This window comes from Rhodococcus sp. AB351 (genome assembly GCF_049538275.1).
Classification (GTDB): domain Bacteria; phylum Actinomycetota; class Actinomycetes; order Mycobacteriales; family Mycobacteriaceae; genus Rhodococcus.
In genome coordinates, this window is sequence record NZ_JBMVFW010000006.1 from 303826 (window position 1) to 322682 (window position 18857).

Consider the following 18857-nt stretch of genomic DNA (forward strand, 5'->3'; position numbering starts at 1 on the left):
GAAGCGGGATCGGCGCGGACGGCTCAGGCCGCCAGTTCGGAGATGACCCGCACGGCGTGCTCGAGAGCGTAGTCCGGATCGGCGGCCGCTCCCTTGACGTCGGCGTTGAGCGCAGCGACCACCGTGAGTGCGGTCCCGATCGACGCCGGCGCCCATGTGCGCGCCTGTGCCTGGGCCTTCTTCACCTTCCACGGCGGCATACCGAGCGACGACGCGAGGGAGAACGGGTCGCCGCGACCGGCGGAGCCGACCCGGGCGATGGTGTGCACGGCGTCGGCGAGGGCATCGGCGAGCAGCACGTGGGCGACACCGCGGTGCATCGCCCACCGCAGCGCTTCGAGCGCACCGGCCGTGTCGCCGGCCACGGCCTTCTCGGCCACGTCGAATCCCGACACCTCGGCCTTGCCCGAGTAGTAGCGCCGCACGGCCGCAGCGTTGATCTTGCCGCCGGTGTCGGCCACGAGCTGGCTGCACGCAGCGGCGAGTTCGCGCAGGTCGGATCCCACCGCTTCGATGACGAGCTGTTCGACGTCGCCCGAGACCCGTACGTCCGCGGCCTGGAACTCCTTGTGGACGAACGTGCGCACCCACGCGGCCTTCTCCCCCGCCTTCGCGGGAGCAGCGCACATGTGTTCCTCGGCGCCACACTTGCGCAGCGCGGGCACCATCGCCTTGGTGCGACCGCCGCCGCTGTGGAGGATCACCAGTGTCACGCCCGGAGGCGGATCGGCTGCGACGTCGAGGATCAGCGCCGCGGCGTCCTTCCCGGCGTCGGCCGTGGATTCGAGGATCACGATGCGTTCTTCTGCAAACAGCGACGGGCTGAGCAGCTCGGCAAGTTCGGGCACACCCGCGTCGCCGGCGCGGAGCCGGGAGACGGGGAGGTCGCCGGGAGTTCCGCTGCGCGTGCGGACATCGGACACGATCTGCGCGACGGCACGGTCGACGAGCAGTTCTTCCTCACCGAGGACCAGATGCAGGGACGCGTCGCTCACGGTTCGATCGTGCCACGCACGTCCGACACCACCGCGAGCGCCCCGGAACCGGCACGGACGACTGCGACGTCGCCGTGCAGGTCGGTGCGCAGCACCCGCGCCCCCATTCCGGCCAGGGCGGACACGATCTCGGGATGCGGATGCCCGAACAGGTTGTCGCGTCCGGCGCTGACGAGGGCGACGCTCGGCCGCACGGCGGTGAGGAACCGGGCAGGAGTGGTGCGCGAGCCGTGGTGCGGCACCTTCAACACGTCCGCACGCACGTCGATGCCCGACCGCACGAGTGCGTCGAGCGCGGCCTCCTCCGCGTCGCCCGGCAGCAGGATCCGCCCCACGACAGTATCGACCACCAGGACGAGGGAGTCGTCGTTCTCGGAACCGCCCGTCCCGCGTGCGGCCGGTCCCACCACCCGGATCTCGAGATCGCCTGCGCGCAGGACCGCACCGGCGGCCACTTCCCGCACGACGACACCGCTCTCGATCGCGGGGTCGAGAACGTCCGCCGCGTCGTCACTCGCAGCGCCCGGCCCGACCACGACCGCCTCGACCGAGCGCCCGCCGAGCACACCACGGATTCCGCCCGCGTGGTCGGCGTGCAGGTGCGACACGACGAGCAGCGCGACACCGCGGATCCGCAACCGGCGCAAGCACCGATCGACGGGTTCCGGCTCGGGCCCGGTGTCGACGACGACCGCGCGTCCGTCCCCCGTCGCCAATACCAGTGCATCGCCCTGGCCGACATCGCATGCGACGAGGACCCATTCGGCTCCGGGCCAGCCCGGCCGCAGCATCCGCACCGGAAGCCACACCGCCGCGACGGCCACCGCGATCACGAGAGCCGTGATCCGCACCCGCCGGTGACGAGCCACCGACCACACCACGACGACCAGTACGGCCGCGACGAGTGCCCCCGCCGGTCCGTCCGGCACCTCGAACTCTGCCGACGGCATCGAGGCCGCCCGGTCGGCCACCGAGATCAGCCACCACAGGAAGGGCCCGGTGCCGCGTGCGAGCATCTCCCCCGCCCACGGGACGACGAAAGCGGCTACCGCGACGAGCGAGCCGAGGACCGTCAGTGGCGCGAGTACCGGGGCGACGAGGACATTGGCCGCGACCGACACGACGCTCACCGTCCCGCTCACCGCCGCGACGAGAGGTGCGGTCGCCGCGAACGCGACCAGCGACATCGCCATGACTTCCGCGACGGGACGCGGCCACCCGCGATCCACGAGTCGGGTCACGACCGGTGGCGCGGCGACGATGAGCGCCGCCGTCGCGGACACCGACAGCGCGAACCCGACGTCGACGGCGAGGTCGGGCACGAGCACGAGCAGCACGCCCACCGCGGTGCACAGTGCGGGAAGTGCCTGTCGCTCACGACCCGTCACGAATGCCAGCAGCCCGATCGATCCCATCGCCGCCGCGCGCACCACACTCGCCGACGGACGGACCACGACGATGAAGGCGACGAGAGCCGTTGCGGCGAGGACGGTCCCGGAACGCGGGCCGAGTCCCGCCGCGCGCACGAGCAGCAGCACCGCGCCGAGGACGATGCTGACGTTGGCTCCGGACACGGCGGTCAGGTGCGTCAGTCCGGCCACCCGGAAGTCCTCGCGCACCTCGTCGGTGAGCGCGGTGGTGTCGCCCACCACGAGACCGGGCAACAGTCCGGCCCGATCAGCGGGAAGCACGGCGGAACTCACCTGCGTGAGTCGGTCGCGCACCGTGCCCGCCCACTGCTGCCACATCGGTGGCGGGCCGAGGGCCGTGGGCGCGTTCTCCGCGCGGAGCACCGCCACCGTGGTGCCCGGCCCGGTGTGCGGCGCGACCCGCACCCGTGTGGTGACCGACTGCCCGGGCAGGAGATCTCCCCACGAGTCGGCCGGCGCGAACACGACCACCGATCCCCCGGTGTCCATGGATCGTCCACCGACCGTCACCTGCTCGAGCCGTGCCGGAATGCGTACCCGGGGCGTGTCGTCGAAGGCCGCGGACCGGATGCGCCGCGGGTCGTCCGTGGGGACGAGAACGACACCGGCCCACGCTCCCCTTTCCGCTGCGGAGGCGATCGGGTGCTGGTCGGCGGCCCACATCCGGAGACCGGCAGCCGGCCCGAATCCCGCGACGACGGCCAGTGCGGCGAGGAGGATCCGTGCACCTCCGCGAGGGATACGCCCGGTCGCGACGAGACGGACCGTCACGGCGCATCCGACGACGGCCGCGACCGCCACGACGGTGACGATCCGCCATCCCGTGTACAACCCGAGAAGCGTCACGCCCCACGCGGCCAACGCGCACGGCACCAACCTGGCGTCGAGAACCGTTGCGGAATCGGACCTGTCGTTGCGGACGGTCACACCGTCACCAGTTCACGCAGCCTGGCCAGTCGCGCCGGTCCGATCCCGTCGACCTCACCGAGTTGTTCGACGTCCGTGAACGGTCCGTTGGTGTCGCGCCACGACACGATCGCCGCGGCCGTCACGGGACCGACTCCCGGCAGCGCGTCGAGCGCGGTCTCGTCGGCGGTGTTGAGGTCCACCAGCCCGCCTTCCTCCGGTGGAGCATCGCCCGGTGCCTGCACCCCGACGATTCCACTGGCCTGCGGAACAGGTTGGGGCGGGGCGATTCCCACGACGATCTGATCACCGTCGGCGACCCGCCGGGCCAGATTCAGGCCGATGAGGTCGGCGCCGTCGACGGTACCGCCGGCCGCGTCGAGCGCGTCGGCCACACGGGACCCTGCCGGCAGCCGCACGAGTCCGGGCCGTGTCACCGCGCCCACGACGCTGACGACGAACTCGGCGGAATCCGGCTGTGCCGTGTCCGTCTCCTTCGTGGCGGACGGCTCTGCGGTGTCCACGACTTCGACCCGTGGCAGCGGCGGTACCGGTTCGGGGACCGGCCGGTCGCGCCACACGACGACGAGAGCCACTGCGGCGGCGAGCACTCCGATCGCGGCGAGAGCTGCGGTTCCCCGTCGTCCCGTGTCCCATCGCGCGGCGGTCAGCCGATCGACGAATCGTTCCCGGCCGGGACCGCTGTGGAGGGGTTCGTCGCCGTCGTCGGGATCCGCCCAGGGGTGGTCGTCGGTCGATGTGTCTTCGGTCCAGGGCGGTTCCGCGGGCATCGCCGAGGAACGCGTGATTGCGCCGAGGCGGGTGCGCGCGAGATCACGGTGGTCACTGCTCGCCATGCCGCGACGCTAACCGCGTCCGCGAACGCCGGATTCGGTGTCGGCGCCGATCCGGCCCAGGTTGTGGATGACCAGCACCCCTGTGGATGAATGCCCGGATCGGGCCTCCACCGGCATGATCCGGGCCGGGAGGTGGTGTAGGTGGTCAGTCCTCGGTGGTACCGGTCGCCGCGGAGGCGACGACCACACCGACCGCGCCCGGCCCGACGTGCGCGCCGAGAACCGCGTCGAGTTCGGACACGACGATCTCGGTACCCTCCGGAAGGCGCTGCGCGAGCTGATCGGCGAGGCTGCGGGCCCGCTCGGGTGCCTCGCGGTGGTGTACCGCGACGAGCGGTTCGTCGCCGACATCGGCTGCGGCTCCGTCGACGAGTTTGGCCATCGCCTTGGTCATCGTGCGGGTCTTCTCCCGCAGGACGAGCTTGCCGTCGGAGATGTGCAGCACGGGTTTCATCGCGAGCGCGGTACCCAACAGCGCTGTGGCCGTGCCGATCCGGCCGCCGCGACGCAGGTGGTCGAGCCGGTCGACGACGAGTAGGGTCCGGGCGGACGCCGCGACCTCCACGGCCCGGTCGTACACCCGCGCCAGATCGGCTCCGGCCCGGGCGGCGCGCACCGCTTCGAGAACGGCGAAACCCGAACCCATGGCGGTGTTCCGCGAATCGACGAGCCGGATCCGGTCGCCCAGCGATTCTGCGGCGTGCCGGGCGGCGTCCCACGTCCCGGACAGCACACGCGAGAGGTGCACGGCGACGACGCCGTCTCCCCCGCTGGCCTCGAGCGCCTCGGTGTAGGCGTCGGTCAGTTCGGCGGGCGACGGCCCGGAGGTGGTCACGGTCGACAGGTCGTCCGGCAACTCGTCGACGCCCTCGCGGAGGTCGCGTCCGCCCGCGATGATGTGCAGTGGCACAACACGGATGTCGTACCGACGGACCAGTTCGGGGTCGATACAACTCGACGAATCTGTGACGACGACGACGGACACGACGCCTACCGTAGGCCCTCCACCGGGATTTCCGCATCCCGATGCACGATCCGGACCGCATCGCCGACAGCGGAGGCGACGCGACGGTGTCCTTCCCAACCCCAGTGGATCCCGTCGGGATTGGCGTCGTCGGAGAAGACGTTCTCCCGCACCGCTTCGGCGAGATCGACGAGGGGAACCGACTTCTCGGCCGCCCAGCGGGTGATCGCGCGTGCCGCGGGGAGCCGGCCGACATGCACCGACCGGTACTGCTCGCTGCGGTGCACCGACGGCAGGGTGCCGATGACGGGCAGATCGGGGCGCATGTATGCCAGTGCGTCCCTGATCGTTTCGAGGTACTCGACGCTGACCCGGGGCGGGAGCGCCACGGGACGCCCGAGCGGCGACAGTCGCGGCTGCAACCACCCATAGGCGTTACGCGCCGCGCGACGCAGGGCCGGCGGGCGGATGTAGCGCAGGCCTTCCCGCAGTGCGGTGGGCAGCGGGGACGGCAGAGTGTCCATCCCGCCCACGGCGAGGACGACAGCCCCGGCGTGCGGGATCGCGGCCCATACCCGCGGGTCCTGGGTCATGGCCCACCACGCGTCGCGTGTGGTCCACCCGATCCGGGCGACGAGTTCGATGTCCCAGCCGAGTTCGGCCGCGACCAGGTTGGGCCAGATCTGCGGATGGTCGGCGGGCAGACCGCCCTTCGGACCGTAATAGCTCAGCGAGTCGCCGATCACCAGCAGGACCGGGCGCCGCGGAGCGGCGTCGGTCTCGATCGGCGTGGGTTCAGAGGACGTCATCGGGCGCCACCGTGGCCGACGCGTTCCACACGTCGAGGCGCCAGGACGGCACCTCGCCGTATCCGCTGAGCTGCACCCAGCCGGTGTTCCCGAGACCGCCGAGGACGGGCCACCGGTCGACCGGCAGGTCGAGCAGGGCCGCGGTGAGCGCGGCGATCAGGCCCCCGTGTGCGACCAGCACGATGGGCCGATCGCTCCAGTTCTCGTACTTGTCGAGCAGTTCGCCGACGACGGCCATGCTGCGCCGCGCGACGTCGATCCGGTTCTCGCCTCCCGGCGGTGCCCAGGTCGCGTCGGCGCGCCACGCGCTGCGCGCGCCCGGGGCCACGGCGTCGACCTCGGTGTGGGTCAGGCCCTGCCATTCGCCGAGATGCGTCTCGCGCAGCCGCGTGTCGATCGCGACCGGCAGCCCGATGCGATCACCGAGCGCGGTCGCCGTGTCGTAGGCGCGGCGCAGATCGGACGAGACGACGGCGAGCGGATCGAACCGGGCGATCGCGTCGGCGACGGCGAGCGCCTGCTGCCGACCGAGCTCGGAGAGGTCGGTGTCGAGCTGGCCCTGCATCCGCCGCGTGGCGTTGTACTCGGTCTGGCCGTGGCGCAGCAGCACCAGCTGCCGCACCCGCGGGCTCTGCGAACCCTCCTCCGGACGACTCACACGTCCTCCGGCGAGTCGGCGGCGTCGATCGCCGAACGGGGGCCACCCACACCGTCGACCTCGATGGTCGGGCAGTCCTTCCACAGGCGGTCGAGGGCGTAGAAGTTGCGCTCGTCCTCGTGCTGGATGTGCACCACGACGTCGACGTAGTCGAGCAGCGTCCACCGTCCCTCGCGGGTGCCCTCGCGGCGGACGGGCTTGTGGCCGGCCAGACGCAGCTTCTCCTCGACGTTGTCGACGATGGCGTTGACCTGACGCTCGTTGGGTGCGGACGCGATGACGAAGCAGTCGGTGATCACCAGCTGCTCGGACACGTCGAGCACCACGACGTCGGTGGCGAGTTTCTCGTCGGCGGCCAGGGCTGCGATTCGGGCCATCTCCGTGGCTTCTGCCGTTGCGCTCACTGCGTGCTCTTTCTCTCGATGGTGCCGGGGGTGTTTCCGTCGAACACCGGGACGGGATCTCCGTCGAGGTGCGTATTCGTGCGGTAGAGCCGGCGTTTGCTGATGTACTGCACCACTCCGTCGGGCACCAGGTACCAGACCGGCCGGTTCTCGCGAGCCCTCCTGCGGCAGTCCGTGGAGGAGATCGCCAGTGCGGGGATCTCGACCAGGCTCACCGCCTCGGCCGGGAGTTCGTCCAGATGCGGTGCCAGATGTTCGGCGTGCAGGTCGTATCCGGGCCGGGACACCCCGACGAAGCGGGCGAGGTCGAACAGGGTCTGCCAGTCCTGCCAGGACAGGATCGATCCCAGGGCGTCCGCGCCGGTGATGAAGTACAGCTCCGCGTCGGGATACTGCTTGCTGAGATCTCGCAGCGTGTCGACGGTGTAGGTGGGTTTGCGTCGATCGATGTCGACACGGCTGACGGAGAACCGCGGGTTGGATGCGGTCGCGATCACCGTCATCAGGTAGCGGTCCTCGGCGGGGCTGACGTCGCGTCCGGTCTTCTGCCAGGGTTGCCCGGTGGGCACGAAGATCACTTCGTCCAGGTCGAAGCTCGCGGCGACCTCGCTGGCCGCCACGAGGTGTCCGTGGTGGATCGGGTCGAACGTTCCACCCATGACGCCCAGGCGGCGCCTGGGGGCCGAGGGCCGATCCGTTGGCTGATGCACGGTTGTCCAGCTTACGGGTTCACACGGGGAGCAGACTCGCCACCACCGTTGCGAGCTGCTGCGCCGACCGGCACTCGTGCATCGTGACGACCTCGCTGTAGACCCTGGCGGCCGAATCCCCCGAACCCCATTGTCCCTTCGGCTCGGGATTGAGCCAGTGCGCGTGCCGTGCGACGGACACGAGATGTTCGAGGACCTCGAGGTTCGGATTGCGGTAGTTCGTGCGGCCGTCGCCGAGGATCAGCAGCGAGCTACGGCTGGTGAGGGCATGCGCATGGTTATCCGCGAAGCTGCCGAGGGCGTGTCCGTAGTCGGAGTGACCGTCGTAGGTGATCAGCTCCGCTTCCTTCAGCATCCGCGACATGGACTCGCCCAGATCGGACCCTGCGGCGAAATAGTGGGTGACCTCGTCGGCGGTGTCGATGAACGCGAACACGCGCACTCGGGAGAACTGCTCGCGCAGGGCGTGCACGAGCAGCAGCGTGAAGTGCGAGAAGCCGGCGACGGAACCGGAGACGTCGCAGAGCACGACGAGCTCGGGACGCGCCGGACGGGGCTTGCGGTTGACCAGGTCGATGGGCACGCCACCGGTCGACATGGACTTGCGCAGTGTGCGCCGCAGGTCGATGGCGCCGGCACGAGCGCGCCGGCGGCGCGCCGCGAGACGGCTCGCGAGCAGACGCGCGAGCGGCATGACGCTGCGGCGCAGCGCGACGAGTTCCGCGTCGGACGCGCGCAGGAAGTCGACCTCCTCGGCGAGCTTGGGCACCCCGTACTTCTCGACGCGTTCGCGGCCGAGCTGCTCGGCGGTGCGTCGGCGGGTCTCCCGTTCGACCATCGCCCGGAAATCGGCGATGCGCTGGGCGGCGGTGCGCCGCGCAACCTCGCTCTCGTAGGCGGCGTCGTCGCGTTCCTCGCGGGTGCTGTTGCCGAGCAGTCCCTCGAGGATCTTCGTGAGCAGGGTGTCCGGGGAGACGTCGCGCAGCGCCTGATAGGCCGAGAAGGAAGGGCCGTTCGACGACGCGTACTGGCCGAGTTCCTCGACGATGGCGGAGACGAGCATCTCGGAGGCCTCGAGTGCCTCCGGCGACTCGTCGGACAGCAGCTCGGCGATGAGGTCGCGCAGGGCTTCGAAGTCGACCTCCCCCGTCGGGGTGCGCGGGATGCTCACCTGAGGGTCGGTGGACTCGCGGCGTCCGATCGCTGGCGGGAACCACAGGTCGAACAGGGCGTCGAAGGTCGGCCGGTGTGTGGACCGGCGGAGCAGGGTGCACGCGAGGCCTTCGCGGAGGGCCTCCCGATCGAGGAGATCGAGCACCGTCATGACCCGTCCGGCGTCGACCGTCTCGGACGGCCCGACCGCGATGCCGCGGCGGCGCAGCGCCTCGACGAATCCGACCAGGTGCCCGGGCAGTCCGTGGGGTGCCGGGGGCGCCTCGGATCCGGGAAGGTGCGCGGCGGCCATGTCAGTTCAACCGGAGCTCGGCGGCAGCGCGGATCTGGTCGGACTGGTGCTTGAGGATCACGCCGAGCGTGCTGCGCAGCGCGGTGTCGTCGAGGGTGTCGAGCCCCAGTGCGAGCAGGGTGCGACCCCAGTCGATCGTCTCGGCCACCGACGGCACCTTCTTGAGCTGCATGCCGCGGAGCACGCGGACCGTGCGCACGAGCTGGTCGGCGAGCGCGTCGGGCAGATCGGGGACCCGGCTGGCGAGGATGCGTCGTTCGAGGTCGGCGTCGGGGAAGTCCAGGTGCAGGAACAGGCACCGGCGCTTGAGCGCTTCGGACAACTCGCGGGTGGCGTTCGAGGTGAGCACCGCGAACGGCTTGCGGGTGGCCCGGATGGTGCCGAGCTCGGGCACCGTGACCGCGAAGTCGCTGAGCACCTCGAGCAGCAGGCCTTCGATCTCCACGTCGGCCTTGTCGACCTCGTCGACGAGCAGCACGGTCGGATCCTCGCGGCGGATCGCGGTGAGCAGCGGCCGCGACAGCAGGAACTCCTCGGAGAAGACGTCCTCCTTGGTGCGGTCCCACGACTCGCCCGCCGCGGCGGTCGCCCCCGCCGACTGGATGCGCAGGATCTGCTTGGCGTGGTTCCACTCGTACAGCGCGCGGGACTCGTCGACGCCCTCGTAGCACTGCAGGCGCACGAGTTCGGCCTCGGAGGTCTCGGCGACGGCGCGGGCGAGTTCGGTCTTGCCCACGCCCGCGGGTCCCTCGATCAGCAACGGCTTGCCGAGGCGATCGGCGAGGAACACCGCGGTCGCGGTGGACTTGTCGGCGAGATATCCGGTACCGGCCAGACGATCGACGACGTCCTGGACGTCCGCGAAGATCGGCGGGGTGGCGGGCAGCGCACGATCCACGCTGGTTCCTTTCGTCGGGCCGGTCTCGATCAGGCGGGGCGGGTGTGGCCGTCGCCCCACACCACCCACTTCGTCGACGTCAGCTCGGGCAGACCCATCGGACCGCGGGCGTGCAGCTTCTGGGTGGAGATCCCGATCTCCGCGCCGAATCCGAACTGCTCGCCGTCCGTGAACGCCGTCGAAGCGTTGACCATAACGGCTGCGGCGTCCACGCGCGTCGTGAACTCCCGCGCAGCGGCGAGGTCCGAGGTGACGATCGCTTCGGTGTGGCCGGTGCCGTAACGGTCGATGTGGTCGACGGCGGCGTCGAGGTCGTCGACCACAGCGAGGGCGACGTCGAGCGAGAGGTACTCGTCGGACCAGTCCTGGTCGGTCGCGGGCACGAGGCCGGGCAGGTCGCCGTGGACCGTCACGCTGTGTTGCTGGAACGCCTGCAGGAGCTTCGGGACGGCGGTGTCGGCGATCGCCTTGTCGACGAGGATCGTCTCGGCGGTGTTGCACACGCTGGGCCGGCGGGTCTTCGCGTTGATCACGATCTTCTCCGCCATCTCCAGATCGGCCGCGGAGTGGACGTAGACGTGGCAGTTGCCGGTGCCCGTCTCGATCGTGGGGACGGTCGCGTCGCGGACCACCGCGGCGATCAGACCGGCGCCACCGCGCGGGATCACGACGTCGACCAGGCCGCGAGCCTGGATCAGATGCGTCACCGACGAGCGGTCGGCGCTCGGCAGCAGCTGCACGGCGTCGGCGGGGATGCCCCGGCTCTCGAGCGAGGCACGCAGCACCTCGACGAGCGCGGCGTTCGACCGGGCCGCGGACGACGAGCCGCGCAGCAGTGCGGCGTTGCCGGACTTCAGGGCGAGACCGAAGGCGTCGACCGTGACGTTGGGACGCGCTTCGTAGACCATGCCGACCACGCCGAGCGGGACGCGCACCTGGCGCAGCTCGAGACCGTTCGGCAGCGTCGAGCCGCGGACCACTCCGCCGATCGGGTCGGGCAGGCCGGCCACCTGGCGCAGGCCGGCGGCGATCCCGTCGATCCGGGCGGAGGTCAGGCGCAGCCGGTCGAGGATGGCCTCCTCGGTGCCACCGGCGCGGGCGGCCTCGATGTCCTCCGCGTTCGCGGCGAGGACGGTGTCGGCGGCGGCGAGCAGAGCGTCGGCCGCGGCGTGGAGAGCCGCGTCCTTCTCGGTGGTGGTGAGCAGCGCGAGACGACGCGAGGCCACGCGGGCGCGACGCGCGGCCTCGTGGACGGCCTCACGGGTGTCCGTGCCGGCGTCGGTCGCAGCTGAGTCGGGGGTCACGGCAGTCATGTGTCCAGCCTAGTCGGGTCCTCGCGGAACCCGACAGGCCGTGTGCCGTCAGCGCAGGCCGGTCCCCCGTGCGAGCGCCGTCTCCACCAGGATCGACAGCAGCTCGGCGTACTCCACGCCGGTGGCCTCCCACATCCGCGGGTACATCGAGATCGACGTGAAACCGGGCATCGTGTTGATCTCGTTGATCACCGGTCCGTCCTCGGTGACGAAGAAGTCGACGCGGGACAGACCGTGGCAGTCGAGGGCGCGGAACGCCCGGACCGCGAGCTCGCGGATCCGGTCGGAGATCTCCTCGTCGAGCTTGGCCGGGACGTCGAACTCGCAGACGTCGTCGAGGTACTTCGTGTCGAAGTCGTAGAACGCCTCGTGGTCGCCGGAGGTGTCGGGCATGCGGATCTCGGCGACGACACTCGCGCGGACGTCGCCGTCCGGGAACTCGAGCACGCCGCACTCCACCTCGCGGCCGAGGATCGCGGACTCGACGATGACCTTGGGATCGTGCTGCCGGGCCTTCGCGACGGCGTCGTCGAAGGCGGCCCAGTCGGCCACGCGGCTGATGCCGATCGACGATCCGCCGCGGGCGGGCTTGACGAAGACGGGCAGGCCGAGGCGGTTCTTCTGCTCCTCGGTGAGGGTCGCGGTGCCGGGACGCAGGACGATCTGGAAGCCGACCGGCAGGCCTTCGGCCGCGAGCAGCTTCTTGGTGAACTCCTTGTCCATCCCGGCGGCGCTGGCGAGGACGCCGGGACCGACGTACGGGATGTCCGCGAGTTCGAGCAGACCCTGGATGGTGCCGTCCTCGCCGTAGGCGCCGTGCAGGACCGGGAACACCACGTCGACCGACGCGAGCACCCGGCCGTAGGAGGCCTCGTCGAGGGCGACGATGTCGCCGCCACGAGTGGGATCCGCGGTGAGCACGAGATCGGAGCCGTCACCGGCGACGACGGGCAGTTCGCGACCGGCCGCGGCGAGGCCGGCGGGGTCCGCGTCGCCGAGGACCCATGCGCCCTCGGGAGTGATGCCGATGGGCACGACCTCGTACTTCTCCGGATCCAGGTTGCGCAGGATGCTCCCCGCCGAGATGCAGGAGACGGAATGTTCGTTGCTGCGACCACCGAAGACGACGGCCACCCGGGTTCGGGGCGTACTCACGTGTCGAACCGTACCGGGTGGCGATCTCCGCGTGACGGGCGAGTCCTACACGGGTGGGACCGGACACCCTGCTGTGTCCCCGCCGACTCCGTCTCCTTCAGCGCTGCGTCGAGATCGGCGAGCAGATCCGCGGTGTCCTCGATTCCGCACGACAACCGGACGAATCCCTCCGGCACCGCATCGCCCCAGCGTGCGCGGCGATCCGCTGTCGTATGGATGCCGCCGAAGCTGGTGGCGGGTGCGACGAGCGTGGCCGCGCGGACGAAGCGGTGCACCTCGTCGCGCCCGGGCAACCGGAAGGTGAGCAGGGGGCCGAAGCGGCTCATCTGGCCGGCCGCCACGGCGTGGGCCGGGTCGCCGGCGAGCCCGGGATAGCGGACGTCCGTGACAGCGGGGTGCTCGAGCAGCATCCCGGCGACGGCGAGCGCGTTGGCGCACTGCCGTTCGAAGCGCAGTCCGGCGGTGCCGAGGCTGCGGTGCGCGAGCCAGGTCTCGAAGGGTCCCAGCACGGTTCCCGACAGCAGTCGTTCCCGGTCGATCGCGGGCAGCAGTTCGGGATCGGCGACGGCGATGTATCCGAACAACAGATCGCTGTGTCCGCTGAGCGATTTCGTTCCGCTGGCCACCACGACGTCGGCGCCGAGGTCGAGCGGGAGCTGTCCGAGCGGGGTGGCGGTCGTGTTGTCGACAAGCAGCAATGCCCCGGTGCGACGGCACGATTGCGCGGTCTCACGCAGATCCACCGTGTCGAGACCGGGATTCGACGGCGTCTCGGCAAGGACCACCGCACCCCGGCCCGCACCGTCGAGGACCCGCTGCAGGGAGCCGTCCCCGAATTCGGCGACGGAGAGTTCGTGGACGTCGATGCCGTGCGGCGCGAGATATTCGGTGGCGAACTTGCGCACCTGGTAGTAGCCGTCGGAGGGGACGACGACCGTGCCACCCGGGGCCACGAGTGATCGCAGCGCGACCGTGATCGCCGACATGCCCGAGCCGACGACGCGGGCGGCCGAGGCGTGCTCGAGTTCGGCGAGCGCCGATTCGAGTGCGCGCCAGCCGGGATTCGAGGCCCGCGCATAGGTGTCGACATCGTCGCGTTCGTCCTCACCGAGCAGATACGGCGCGGCGAAGACCGGCCCCGCCTGCAGCGGGGAGCCCGGAACACCCTCGTGTGCAACCGCCTTCACACAGCGTGTCGAATCGCCCGTCATGCCGCTCATTCCGGCTTGATCCGGCGTCCGAGCAGCTGTCCGATCGCGTCCGGCACCGACATGCCTTCGTGGCACACGCGGTGCACGGCGTCGGTGAGCGGCATCTCGACGTCGTAGCTCGCCGCGAGGGCTCGGACCGAGGTGCACGACTTGACCCCTTCGGCCACCTGACCGTGGGTGGCCGCCTGCGCGCTCTCGAGCGACTCGCCGCGACCGAGGCGTTCGCCGAACGAACGGTTGCGGGACAACGGGGACGTGCACGTGGCGACGAGATCGCCGACCCCGGCGAGACCGGCGAGCGTGGCCGGCTTGGCACCGAGGGCGGTTCCGAGCCGGGTGATCTCGGCGAGACCGCGGGTGATGATGCTCGCGACGGTGTTCTCACCGAGGCCCACCCCGGCGGCCATGCCGCACGCGAGGGCGATGACGTTCTTGCAGGCGCCGCCGATCTCACAGCCGATCACGTCGGAGTTGGTGTACGGACGGAAGTACTTTGTGGCGCAGGACTTCTGGATCTCCATGGCGCGGGTGGAGTCGGGGCACGCGATGACGGTCGCGGCCGGTTGCCCCTCGGCGATCTCGCGAGCGAGGTTGGGGCCGGACAGCACGGCGATGCGATTCTGTTCGGCGCCGGTGACCTGACCGATCACCTGGCTCATGCGCATCAGGGTGCCGCTCTCGATTCCCTTGGCGAGACTGAGAAGTGTGACCTCCGGTCCGATATCCACCTTCCACGCCTCGAGATTGGCCCGCAGGGTCTGGCTCGGGACGGCGAGGACCACGAAATCGGCGCCCTCGACGGCCACCCGATGATCGGCCGTCGCCTTCAGCGAGTGCGGCAGTTCCACACCGGGCAGATAGTCGGAGTTCTCGTGTCGCTCCGCGATGCAGCGCGCCACCTCCTCGCGCCGTGCCCAGATCGTCACGTCCGTTCCGGCGTCGGCCAGCACCTTGGCGTACGCCGTCCCCCACGAACCCGCGCCCAGAACTGCTGCTGTGGTCACGCGATCCTCACTCTCGTCCGATGCCCGGCACTCGCGGTCGCGATCGGCCCGGAGCGGGCGGTCGCGACCGGTTCGGTCCGGGCGGTCACCACCCACGGTCGCACCCAGTATCGCGCAGGCGCCACCGACACCGCGCCGGGTCGGAGGACGGACCGCATACGACGGCGGTCACAGCGGGCGGTCGTGCGGTTCGTCACCTCGCGCGATCGTGCGATCGATCGCTGATGGCACAATCGGGCAATGCCCGCGACGCACGTGCTCGTTCCCGTCAAGGCCCTCGGCCTGGCGAAGTCGCGGCTCTCGCACGTCCTCGACCCGGCGGCGCGGGAATCACTGGTGCTCGCGATGCTGCAGGACACCGCGACGGCGGCGCTGTCCGCCGGAGACGTGACGGTCACCGTGGTCACCGCCGACGAGCGGGTCACGGCCGCGGCGCTGGACTGCGGCGCGGACGTCCTCCCCGATCCGGTCGGTCCCGACTCCCCCGACCCATTGAACTCCGCACTGCTCGCAGCGGCCCGCCGGGCGCGGGAGCATGCACCCGGCGCCGAACTCGTGGCACTGCAGGCCGACCTGCCCTCCCTGCGGCCCGAGGAATTCGCGCTCGCACGCGAGACTGCGCGGCGGACGGGAACGGCCGTGGTCGTCGACCACACGGCGAGCGGTACGACGGCGTTGCTGCACTGCGTGAGCGGCACCCTGCCGCCCCTGTCGTTCGGACCGGGATCGGCCGGTCGCCACATCGATGCCGGTGCGTATCCGGTACCTGACGCGCTCCCCGGACTGCGACTCGATGTGGACACACCGGACGATCTCGCCGCCGCACTGCGACTCGGCGTCGGACCGGCCACTGCGGCCGTGCTCGACACGGTCGAGTTCCCGCTGCGCCACCGGTGCGACAGCGCTGCAGGGAGCCGTCGCTCTGCCACAATGAACTGGTGACCAACGGCGATTCCCCCGATCCCATGAGTTCCGAGCACGCGGCACCGTCCGGCGTCGCCCGACCTGCCGGTCGCGTGGCGACCGCCACCAGCGCGCCTCCGGCCGCGACGGGACTGCAGTCGAGGACCGATCACGACAACACGCTTCCCGTCGACCGCTACCTCAATCGCGAACAGAGCTGGCTCGATTTCAACGCCCGCGTTCTCGCGCTCGCGGAGGACACCTCGCAGCCGTTGCTCGAACGCGCCAAGTTCCTCGCGATCTTCGCGTCGAATCTCGACGAGTTCTACATGGTGCGGGTCGCCGGGCTGAAACGTCGCGCCGAGACGGGATTGTCGGTCCGGTCCGCGGACGGACTGACCCCGCGTGCCCAGCTCGCGCTCATCGCGTCGAGCACGCGCGAACTCGCCGGTCGCCAGGCGCAGGTCTTCCTCGACTCGGTCATGCCGGCCCTGGCGGACGAAGGCATCTCGATCATCCGATGGGCGGATCTGACGGAGGACGAACGCCGACGACTGACACAGTATTTCGCCGACCAGGTCTTCCCGGTCCTGACGCCGCTCGCGGTCGATCCCGCACACCCCTTCCCCTACATCAGCGGCCTGTCCCTCAACCTCGCTGTCACGGTCAAGGATTCGCAGTCGTCCGGTGAGCACTTCGCGCGCGTGAAGGTGCCCGACAACGTCGAACGGTTCGTCCGGGTCGATCGCGCGGGTTCGTCGCACGGACTGCCGGCCTTCCTCCCGCTCGAGGAACTGATCGCCGCCCACCTCGACGTGTTGTTCCCGGGCATGGAGATCGTCGAGCACCACGCCTTCCGCGTCACCCGCAACGCCGACTTCGAGGTCGAGGAGGACCGCGACGAGGATCTCCTCCAGGCCCTCGAACGCGAACTCGCCCGGCGGCGCTTCGGTTCTCCCGTGCGGCTCGAGGTGTCGGACGACATGACCGAGCACATGCTCGACCTGCTGTTGCGCGAACTCGACGTCGACCGGGTCGACGTCGTCCAGTTGCCCGGCCTGCTCGATCTGTCGTCGCTGTGGCAGGTGCACGCCGTCGACCGTCCGGATCTGAAGGACGCCCCGTTCGTGCCGGCGACCCATCCCGCCTTCGGCGAGCGCGAGACACCGAAGAGCGTGTTCTCCACTCTGCGCGAGGGCGACATCCTCGTCCACCATCCGTACGACTCGTTCTCGACGAGCGTGCAACGGTTCATCGAGCAGGCCGCCGCCGACAGTCAGGTCCTCGCCATCAAGCAGACGCTGTACCGGACGTCGGGCGACTCCCCCATCGTCAACGCTCTGATTGCTGCTGCCGAAGCGGGCAAGCAGGTCGTCGCGCTCGTGGAGATCAAGGCGCGCTTCGACGAGCAGGCCAACATCAAGTGGGCACGCAAACTCGAACAGGCCGGTGTCCACGTCGTATACGGACTCGTGGGTCTCAAGACGCACTGCAAGACCTGTCTGGTCGTGCGGCGCGAGGGTTCGACGATCCGGCGCTACTGCCACATCGGCACCGGAAACTACAACCCGAAGACCGCTCGTCTCTACGAGGACGTCGGCCTGCTCACGTCGTCGCCCGAGATCGGCGCCGACCTCACCGACCTGTTCAACACCCTCACCGGGTACTCCCGGAAGGCGCAGTACCGCAATCTGCTCGTCGCGCCGCACGGAGTCCGCAAGGGCATCATCGAACGCGTCGAGCGTGAGATCGAGCACCACGAGGCCGGTCGCCCCAGCGGGATCCGGCTCAAGGCCAACGCCCTCGTCGACGAGCAGGTGATCGACGCGCTCTACCGCGCGTCGCGGGCGGGGGTGCGCACCGAGGTGGTCGTGCGCGGGATCTGCGCCCTCAAACCCGGCGTGCCCGGGCTGAGCGAGAACATCACGGTGCGCTCGATTCTGGGGCGGTTCCTCGAACACTCGCGGCTGTTCCATTTCCGGGGCAGCGACGAGTACTGGATCGGCAGCGCCGACATGATGCACCGGAACCTCGACCGTCGCGTCGAGGTGATGGTGCAGGTGAAGAACACCCGGCTCGCAGCGCAGTTGGACCGCATCTTCGATTCCGCGCTCGACCCGGTCACCCGCTGCTGGACGCTCGAGGGCGACGGCACGTGGACGGCGTCCCCCGAGCCGGGAACCGCTGCCCGCGACCACCAGGTCGAACTCATGCGTAGCCGCGCGTCCTGAGGTGGAGGGAACGTTGACCGAATCACGCGACAAGCCCGTGAAGGCCAACATCTTCGCGGCGGGCGCCGTCCTGTGGCGCCCTGCGGCCGACGACGCTCCGCACGATGCGCAGGTCGCGCTCGTGCATCGTCCGCGCTACGACGACTGGTCCTTTCCGAAGGGCAAACTCGACCCGGGTGAGACGGCGGTGGTCGCCGCGGTGCGGGAGATCGAGGAGGAGACCGGATTCCGCGCCGCGCTCGGCAGCAGTCTCGGGAAGGTCGTCTACCCCGTTCCGGGTCACCGCAAACTCAAGCGGGTGGACTACTGGGCCGCGCGGTGCCTCGACGGGCAGTTCGCGCCCAACGACGAAGTGGACGAATTGCGTTGGGTGTCCCCCGAAGAGGCATTCGACCTGTTGTCCTATCCGATGGACCGCAGTGTCCTCCGCCGCTTCCGCCGGGTGCCGCTGGACACGACCACGGCGCTGATCGTGCGGCACGCCAAGGCGGGTAGTCGGAAGAAGTACAAGGGCGACGACCGTTACCGGCCCCTCGATGCGTCCGGACGGGCGCAGGCGGAGGCTCTCGTTCCGCAGTTGACGGCGTTCGGCGGCGACAGTGTGGTGTCCGCCGACCGCACGCGGTGCATCGCGACGGTCGAGCCCTTCGCCTCCCGGCACGGGCTCGAGATCGCGATCGAGCCGTCGCTGTCGGAGGAGGAGTACCGGGCCGATCCGGACCGCGGCCGCAAGCGGGCGCTGGAGATCGCGTCGGGTCCCGGCACTCCCGTGATCTCCAGTCAGGGCAAGGTGATCCCGCCGCTGCTGGAATGGTGGGCCGAGCGCGACGGTCTCGTGCTGCCTCCGGCGCGGAACCGGAAGGCGAGCATGTGGGTGTTGTCGCTGCGCGGCGATCGCCTCATCGCGGCCGACCACATCGACAGCCCTCTTCCCACGGGCCGTC

The 18857-nt window shown here is 70.3% G+C and carries 17 protein-coding genes; 3 read left to right on the forward strand and 14 right to left on the reverse strand.

Features of this window, described 5'->3' with window-relative positions; translation table 11 throughout:
* Nucleotides 1-23: 23 nt before the first annotated feature.
* From holA to ACPCXD_RS15590, 14 genes are all read right to left on the reverse strand, one after another.
* Complete coding sequence (gene holA, locus ACPCXD_RS15525; protein ID WP_229565095.1) at nt 24-995, reverse strand: DNA polymerase III subunit delta; 972 nt, start codon at nt 993-995, stop codon at nt 24-26.
* The gene (locus ACPCXD_RS15530; RefSeq protein WP_088897199.1) at nt 992-3352 is read right to left on the reverse strand and encodes a DNA internalization-related competence protein ComEC/Rec2; all 2361 of its coding nucleotides are present in this window, start codon (nt 3350-3352) and stop codon (nt 992-994) included. The genes holA and ACPCXD_RS15530 overlap by 4 nt, the downstream gene beginning before the upstream one ends.
* Nucleotides 3349-4188: a ComEA family DNA-binding protein gene (locus ACPCXD_RS15535; RefSeq protein ID WP_423660204.1), complete on the reverse strand. Its 840-nt coding sequence runs from the start codon at nt 4186-4188 to the stop codon at nt 3349-3351. The genes ACPCXD_RS15530 and ACPCXD_RS15535 overlap by 4 nt, the downstream gene beginning before the upstream one ends.
* A gap of 145 nt (nt 4189-4333) precedes the next feature.
* Complete coding sequence (locus ACPCXD_RS15540; protein ID WP_088897197.1) at nt 4334-5173, reverse strand: DegV family protein; 840 nt, start codon at nt 5171-5173, stop codon at nt 4334-4336.
* A gap of 5 nt (nt 5174-5178) precedes the next feature.
* The gene (gene octT / locus ACPCXD_RS15545; protein ID WP_088897196.1) at nt 5179-5961 is read right to left on the reverse strand and encodes a diglucosylglycerate octanoyltransferase; all 783 of its coding nucleotides are present in this window, start codon (nt 5959-5961) and stop codon (nt 5179-5181) included.
* Complete coding sequence (locus ACPCXD_RS15550; RefSeq protein WP_229579462.1) at nt 5948-6526, reverse strand: histidine phosphatase family protein; 579 nt, start codon at nt 6524-6526, stop codon at nt 5948-5950. Before ACPCXD_RS15550 ends, octT begins: the two co-directional genes overlap by 14 nt.
* Nucleotides 6527-6615: 89 nt before the next feature.
* The gene (rsfS, locus tag ACPCXD_RS15555) at nt 6616-7023 is read right to left on the reverse strand and encodes a ribosome silencing factor (protein ID WP_016694085.1); all 408 of its coding nucleotides are present in this window, start codon (nt 7021-7023) and stop codon (nt 6616-6618) included.
* A complete protein-coding gene (gene nadD / locus ACPCXD_RS15560; protein ID WP_226949848.1) occupies nt 7020-7733 on the reverse strand; it encodes a nicotinate-nucleotide adenylyltransferase in 714 nt (237 codons plus the stop codon). Before nadD ends, rsfS begins: the two co-directional genes overlap by 4 nt.
* 19 nt (nt 7734-7752) lie before the next feature.
* On the reverse strand, nt 7753-9198 hold the full coding sequence (locus tag ACPCXD_RS15565) for a vWA domain-containing protein (protein ID WP_059380803.1): 1446 nt from the start codon (nt 9196-9198) through the stop codon (nt 7753-7755).
* Nucleotide 9199: 1 nt separating this feature from the next.
* Complete coding sequence (locus ACPCXD_RS15570; protein WP_423660208.1) at nt 9200-10096, reverse strand: AAA family ATPase; 897 nt, start codon at nt 10094-10096, stop codon at nt 9200-9202.
* Nucleotides 10097-10125: 29 nt separating this feature from the next.
* Entirely contained in the window at nt 10126-11409 is a 1284-nt protein-coding gene (locus ACPCXD_RS15575; protein WP_006554515.1) for a glutamate-5-semialdehyde dehydrogenase, read from the reverse strand.
* A 48-nt stretch (nt 11410-11457) separates the two neighbouring features.
* On the reverse strand, nt 11458-12564 hold the full coding sequence (locus ACPCXD_RS15580; RefSeq protein WP_172414872.1) for a D-alanine--D-alanine ligase family protein: 1107 nt from the start codon (nt 12562-12564) through the stop codon (nt 11458-11460).
* The gene (locus ACPCXD_RS15585) at nt 12561-13775 is read right to left on the reverse strand and encodes a cystathionine gamma-lyase (protein WP_423660210.1); all 1215 of its coding nucleotides are present in this window, start codon (nt 13773-13775) and stop codon (nt 12561-12563) included. The genes ACPCXD_RS15580 and ACPCXD_RS15585 overlap by 4 nt, the downstream gene beginning before the upstream one ends.
* A gap of 5 nt (nt 13776-13780) precedes the next feature.
* The gene (locus tag ACPCXD_RS15590; RefSeq protein WP_088897192.1) at nt 13781-14779 is read right to left on the reverse strand and encodes an NAD(P)H-dependent glycerol-3-phosphate dehydrogenase; all 999 of its coding nucleotides are present in this window, start codon (nt 14777-14779) and stop codon (nt 13781-13783) included.
* A 240-nt stretch (nt 14780-15019) separates the two neighbouring features.
* Between ACPCXD_RS15590 and cofC the strand changes: the two genes are divergently transcribed.
* The 3 genes from cofC to ACPCXD_RS15605 form a co-directional block, all read left to right on the forward strand.
* A complete protein-coding gene (gene cofC, locus ACPCXD_RS15595; RefSeq protein ID WP_423660212.1) occupies nt 15020-15721 on the forward strand; it encodes a 2-phospho-L-lactate guanylyltransferase in 702 nt (233 codons plus the stop codon).
* Between the two features lie 23 nt (nt 15722-15744).
* Nucleotides 15745-17913: an RNA degradosome polyphosphate kinase gene (locus ACPCXD_RS15600; RefSeq protein WP_202399896.1), complete on the forward strand. Its 2169-nt coding sequence runs from the start codon at nt 15745-15747 to the stop codon at nt 17911-17913.
* Nucleotides 17914-17926: 13 nt separating this feature from the next.
* On the forward strand, nt 17927-18857 hold a 931-nt coding region (locus ACPCXD_RS15605), incomplete at its 3' end, for an NUDIX hydrolase (RefSeq protein ID WP_423660214.1).

Excerpts from the sequence above, each read along its gene's own strand:
- ACPCXD_RS15535 (WP_423660204.1), bottom strand. The coding sequence starts at position 4,188 with ATGGCGAGCAGTGACCACCGTGATCTCGCGCGCACCCGCCTCGGCGCA.
- octT (WP_088897196.1), bottom strand. The coding sequence starts at position 5,961 with ATGACGTCCTCTGAACCCACGCCGATCGAGACCGACGCCGCTCCGCGG.
- ACPCXD_RS15550 (WP_229579462.1), bottom strand. The coding sequence starts at position 6,526 with ATGCAGGGCCAGCTCGACACCGACCTCTCCGAGCTCGGTCGGCAGCAG.
- ACPCXD_RS15565 (WP_059380803.1), bottom strand. The coding sequence starts at position 9,198 with ATGGCCGCCGCGCACCTTCCCGGATCCGAGGCGCCCCCGGCACCCCAC.
- ACPCXD_RS15575 (WP_006554515.1), bottom strand. The coding sequence starts at position 11,409 with ATGACTGCCGTGACCCCCGACTCAGCTGCGACCGACGCCGGCACGGAC.
- ACPCXD_RS15585 (WP_423660210.1), bottom strand. The coding sequence starts at position 13,775 with ATGACGGGCGATTCGACACGCTGTGTGAAGGCGGTTGCACACGAGGGT.
- cofC (WP_423660212.1), top strand. The coding sequence starts at position 15,020 with ATGCCCGCGACGCACGTGCTCGTTCCCGTCAAGGCCCTCGGCCTGGCG.
- ACPCXD_RS15600 (WP_202399896.1), top strand. The coding sequence starts at position 15,745 with ATGAGTTCCGAGCACGCGGCACCGTCCGGCGTCGCCCGACCTGCCGGT.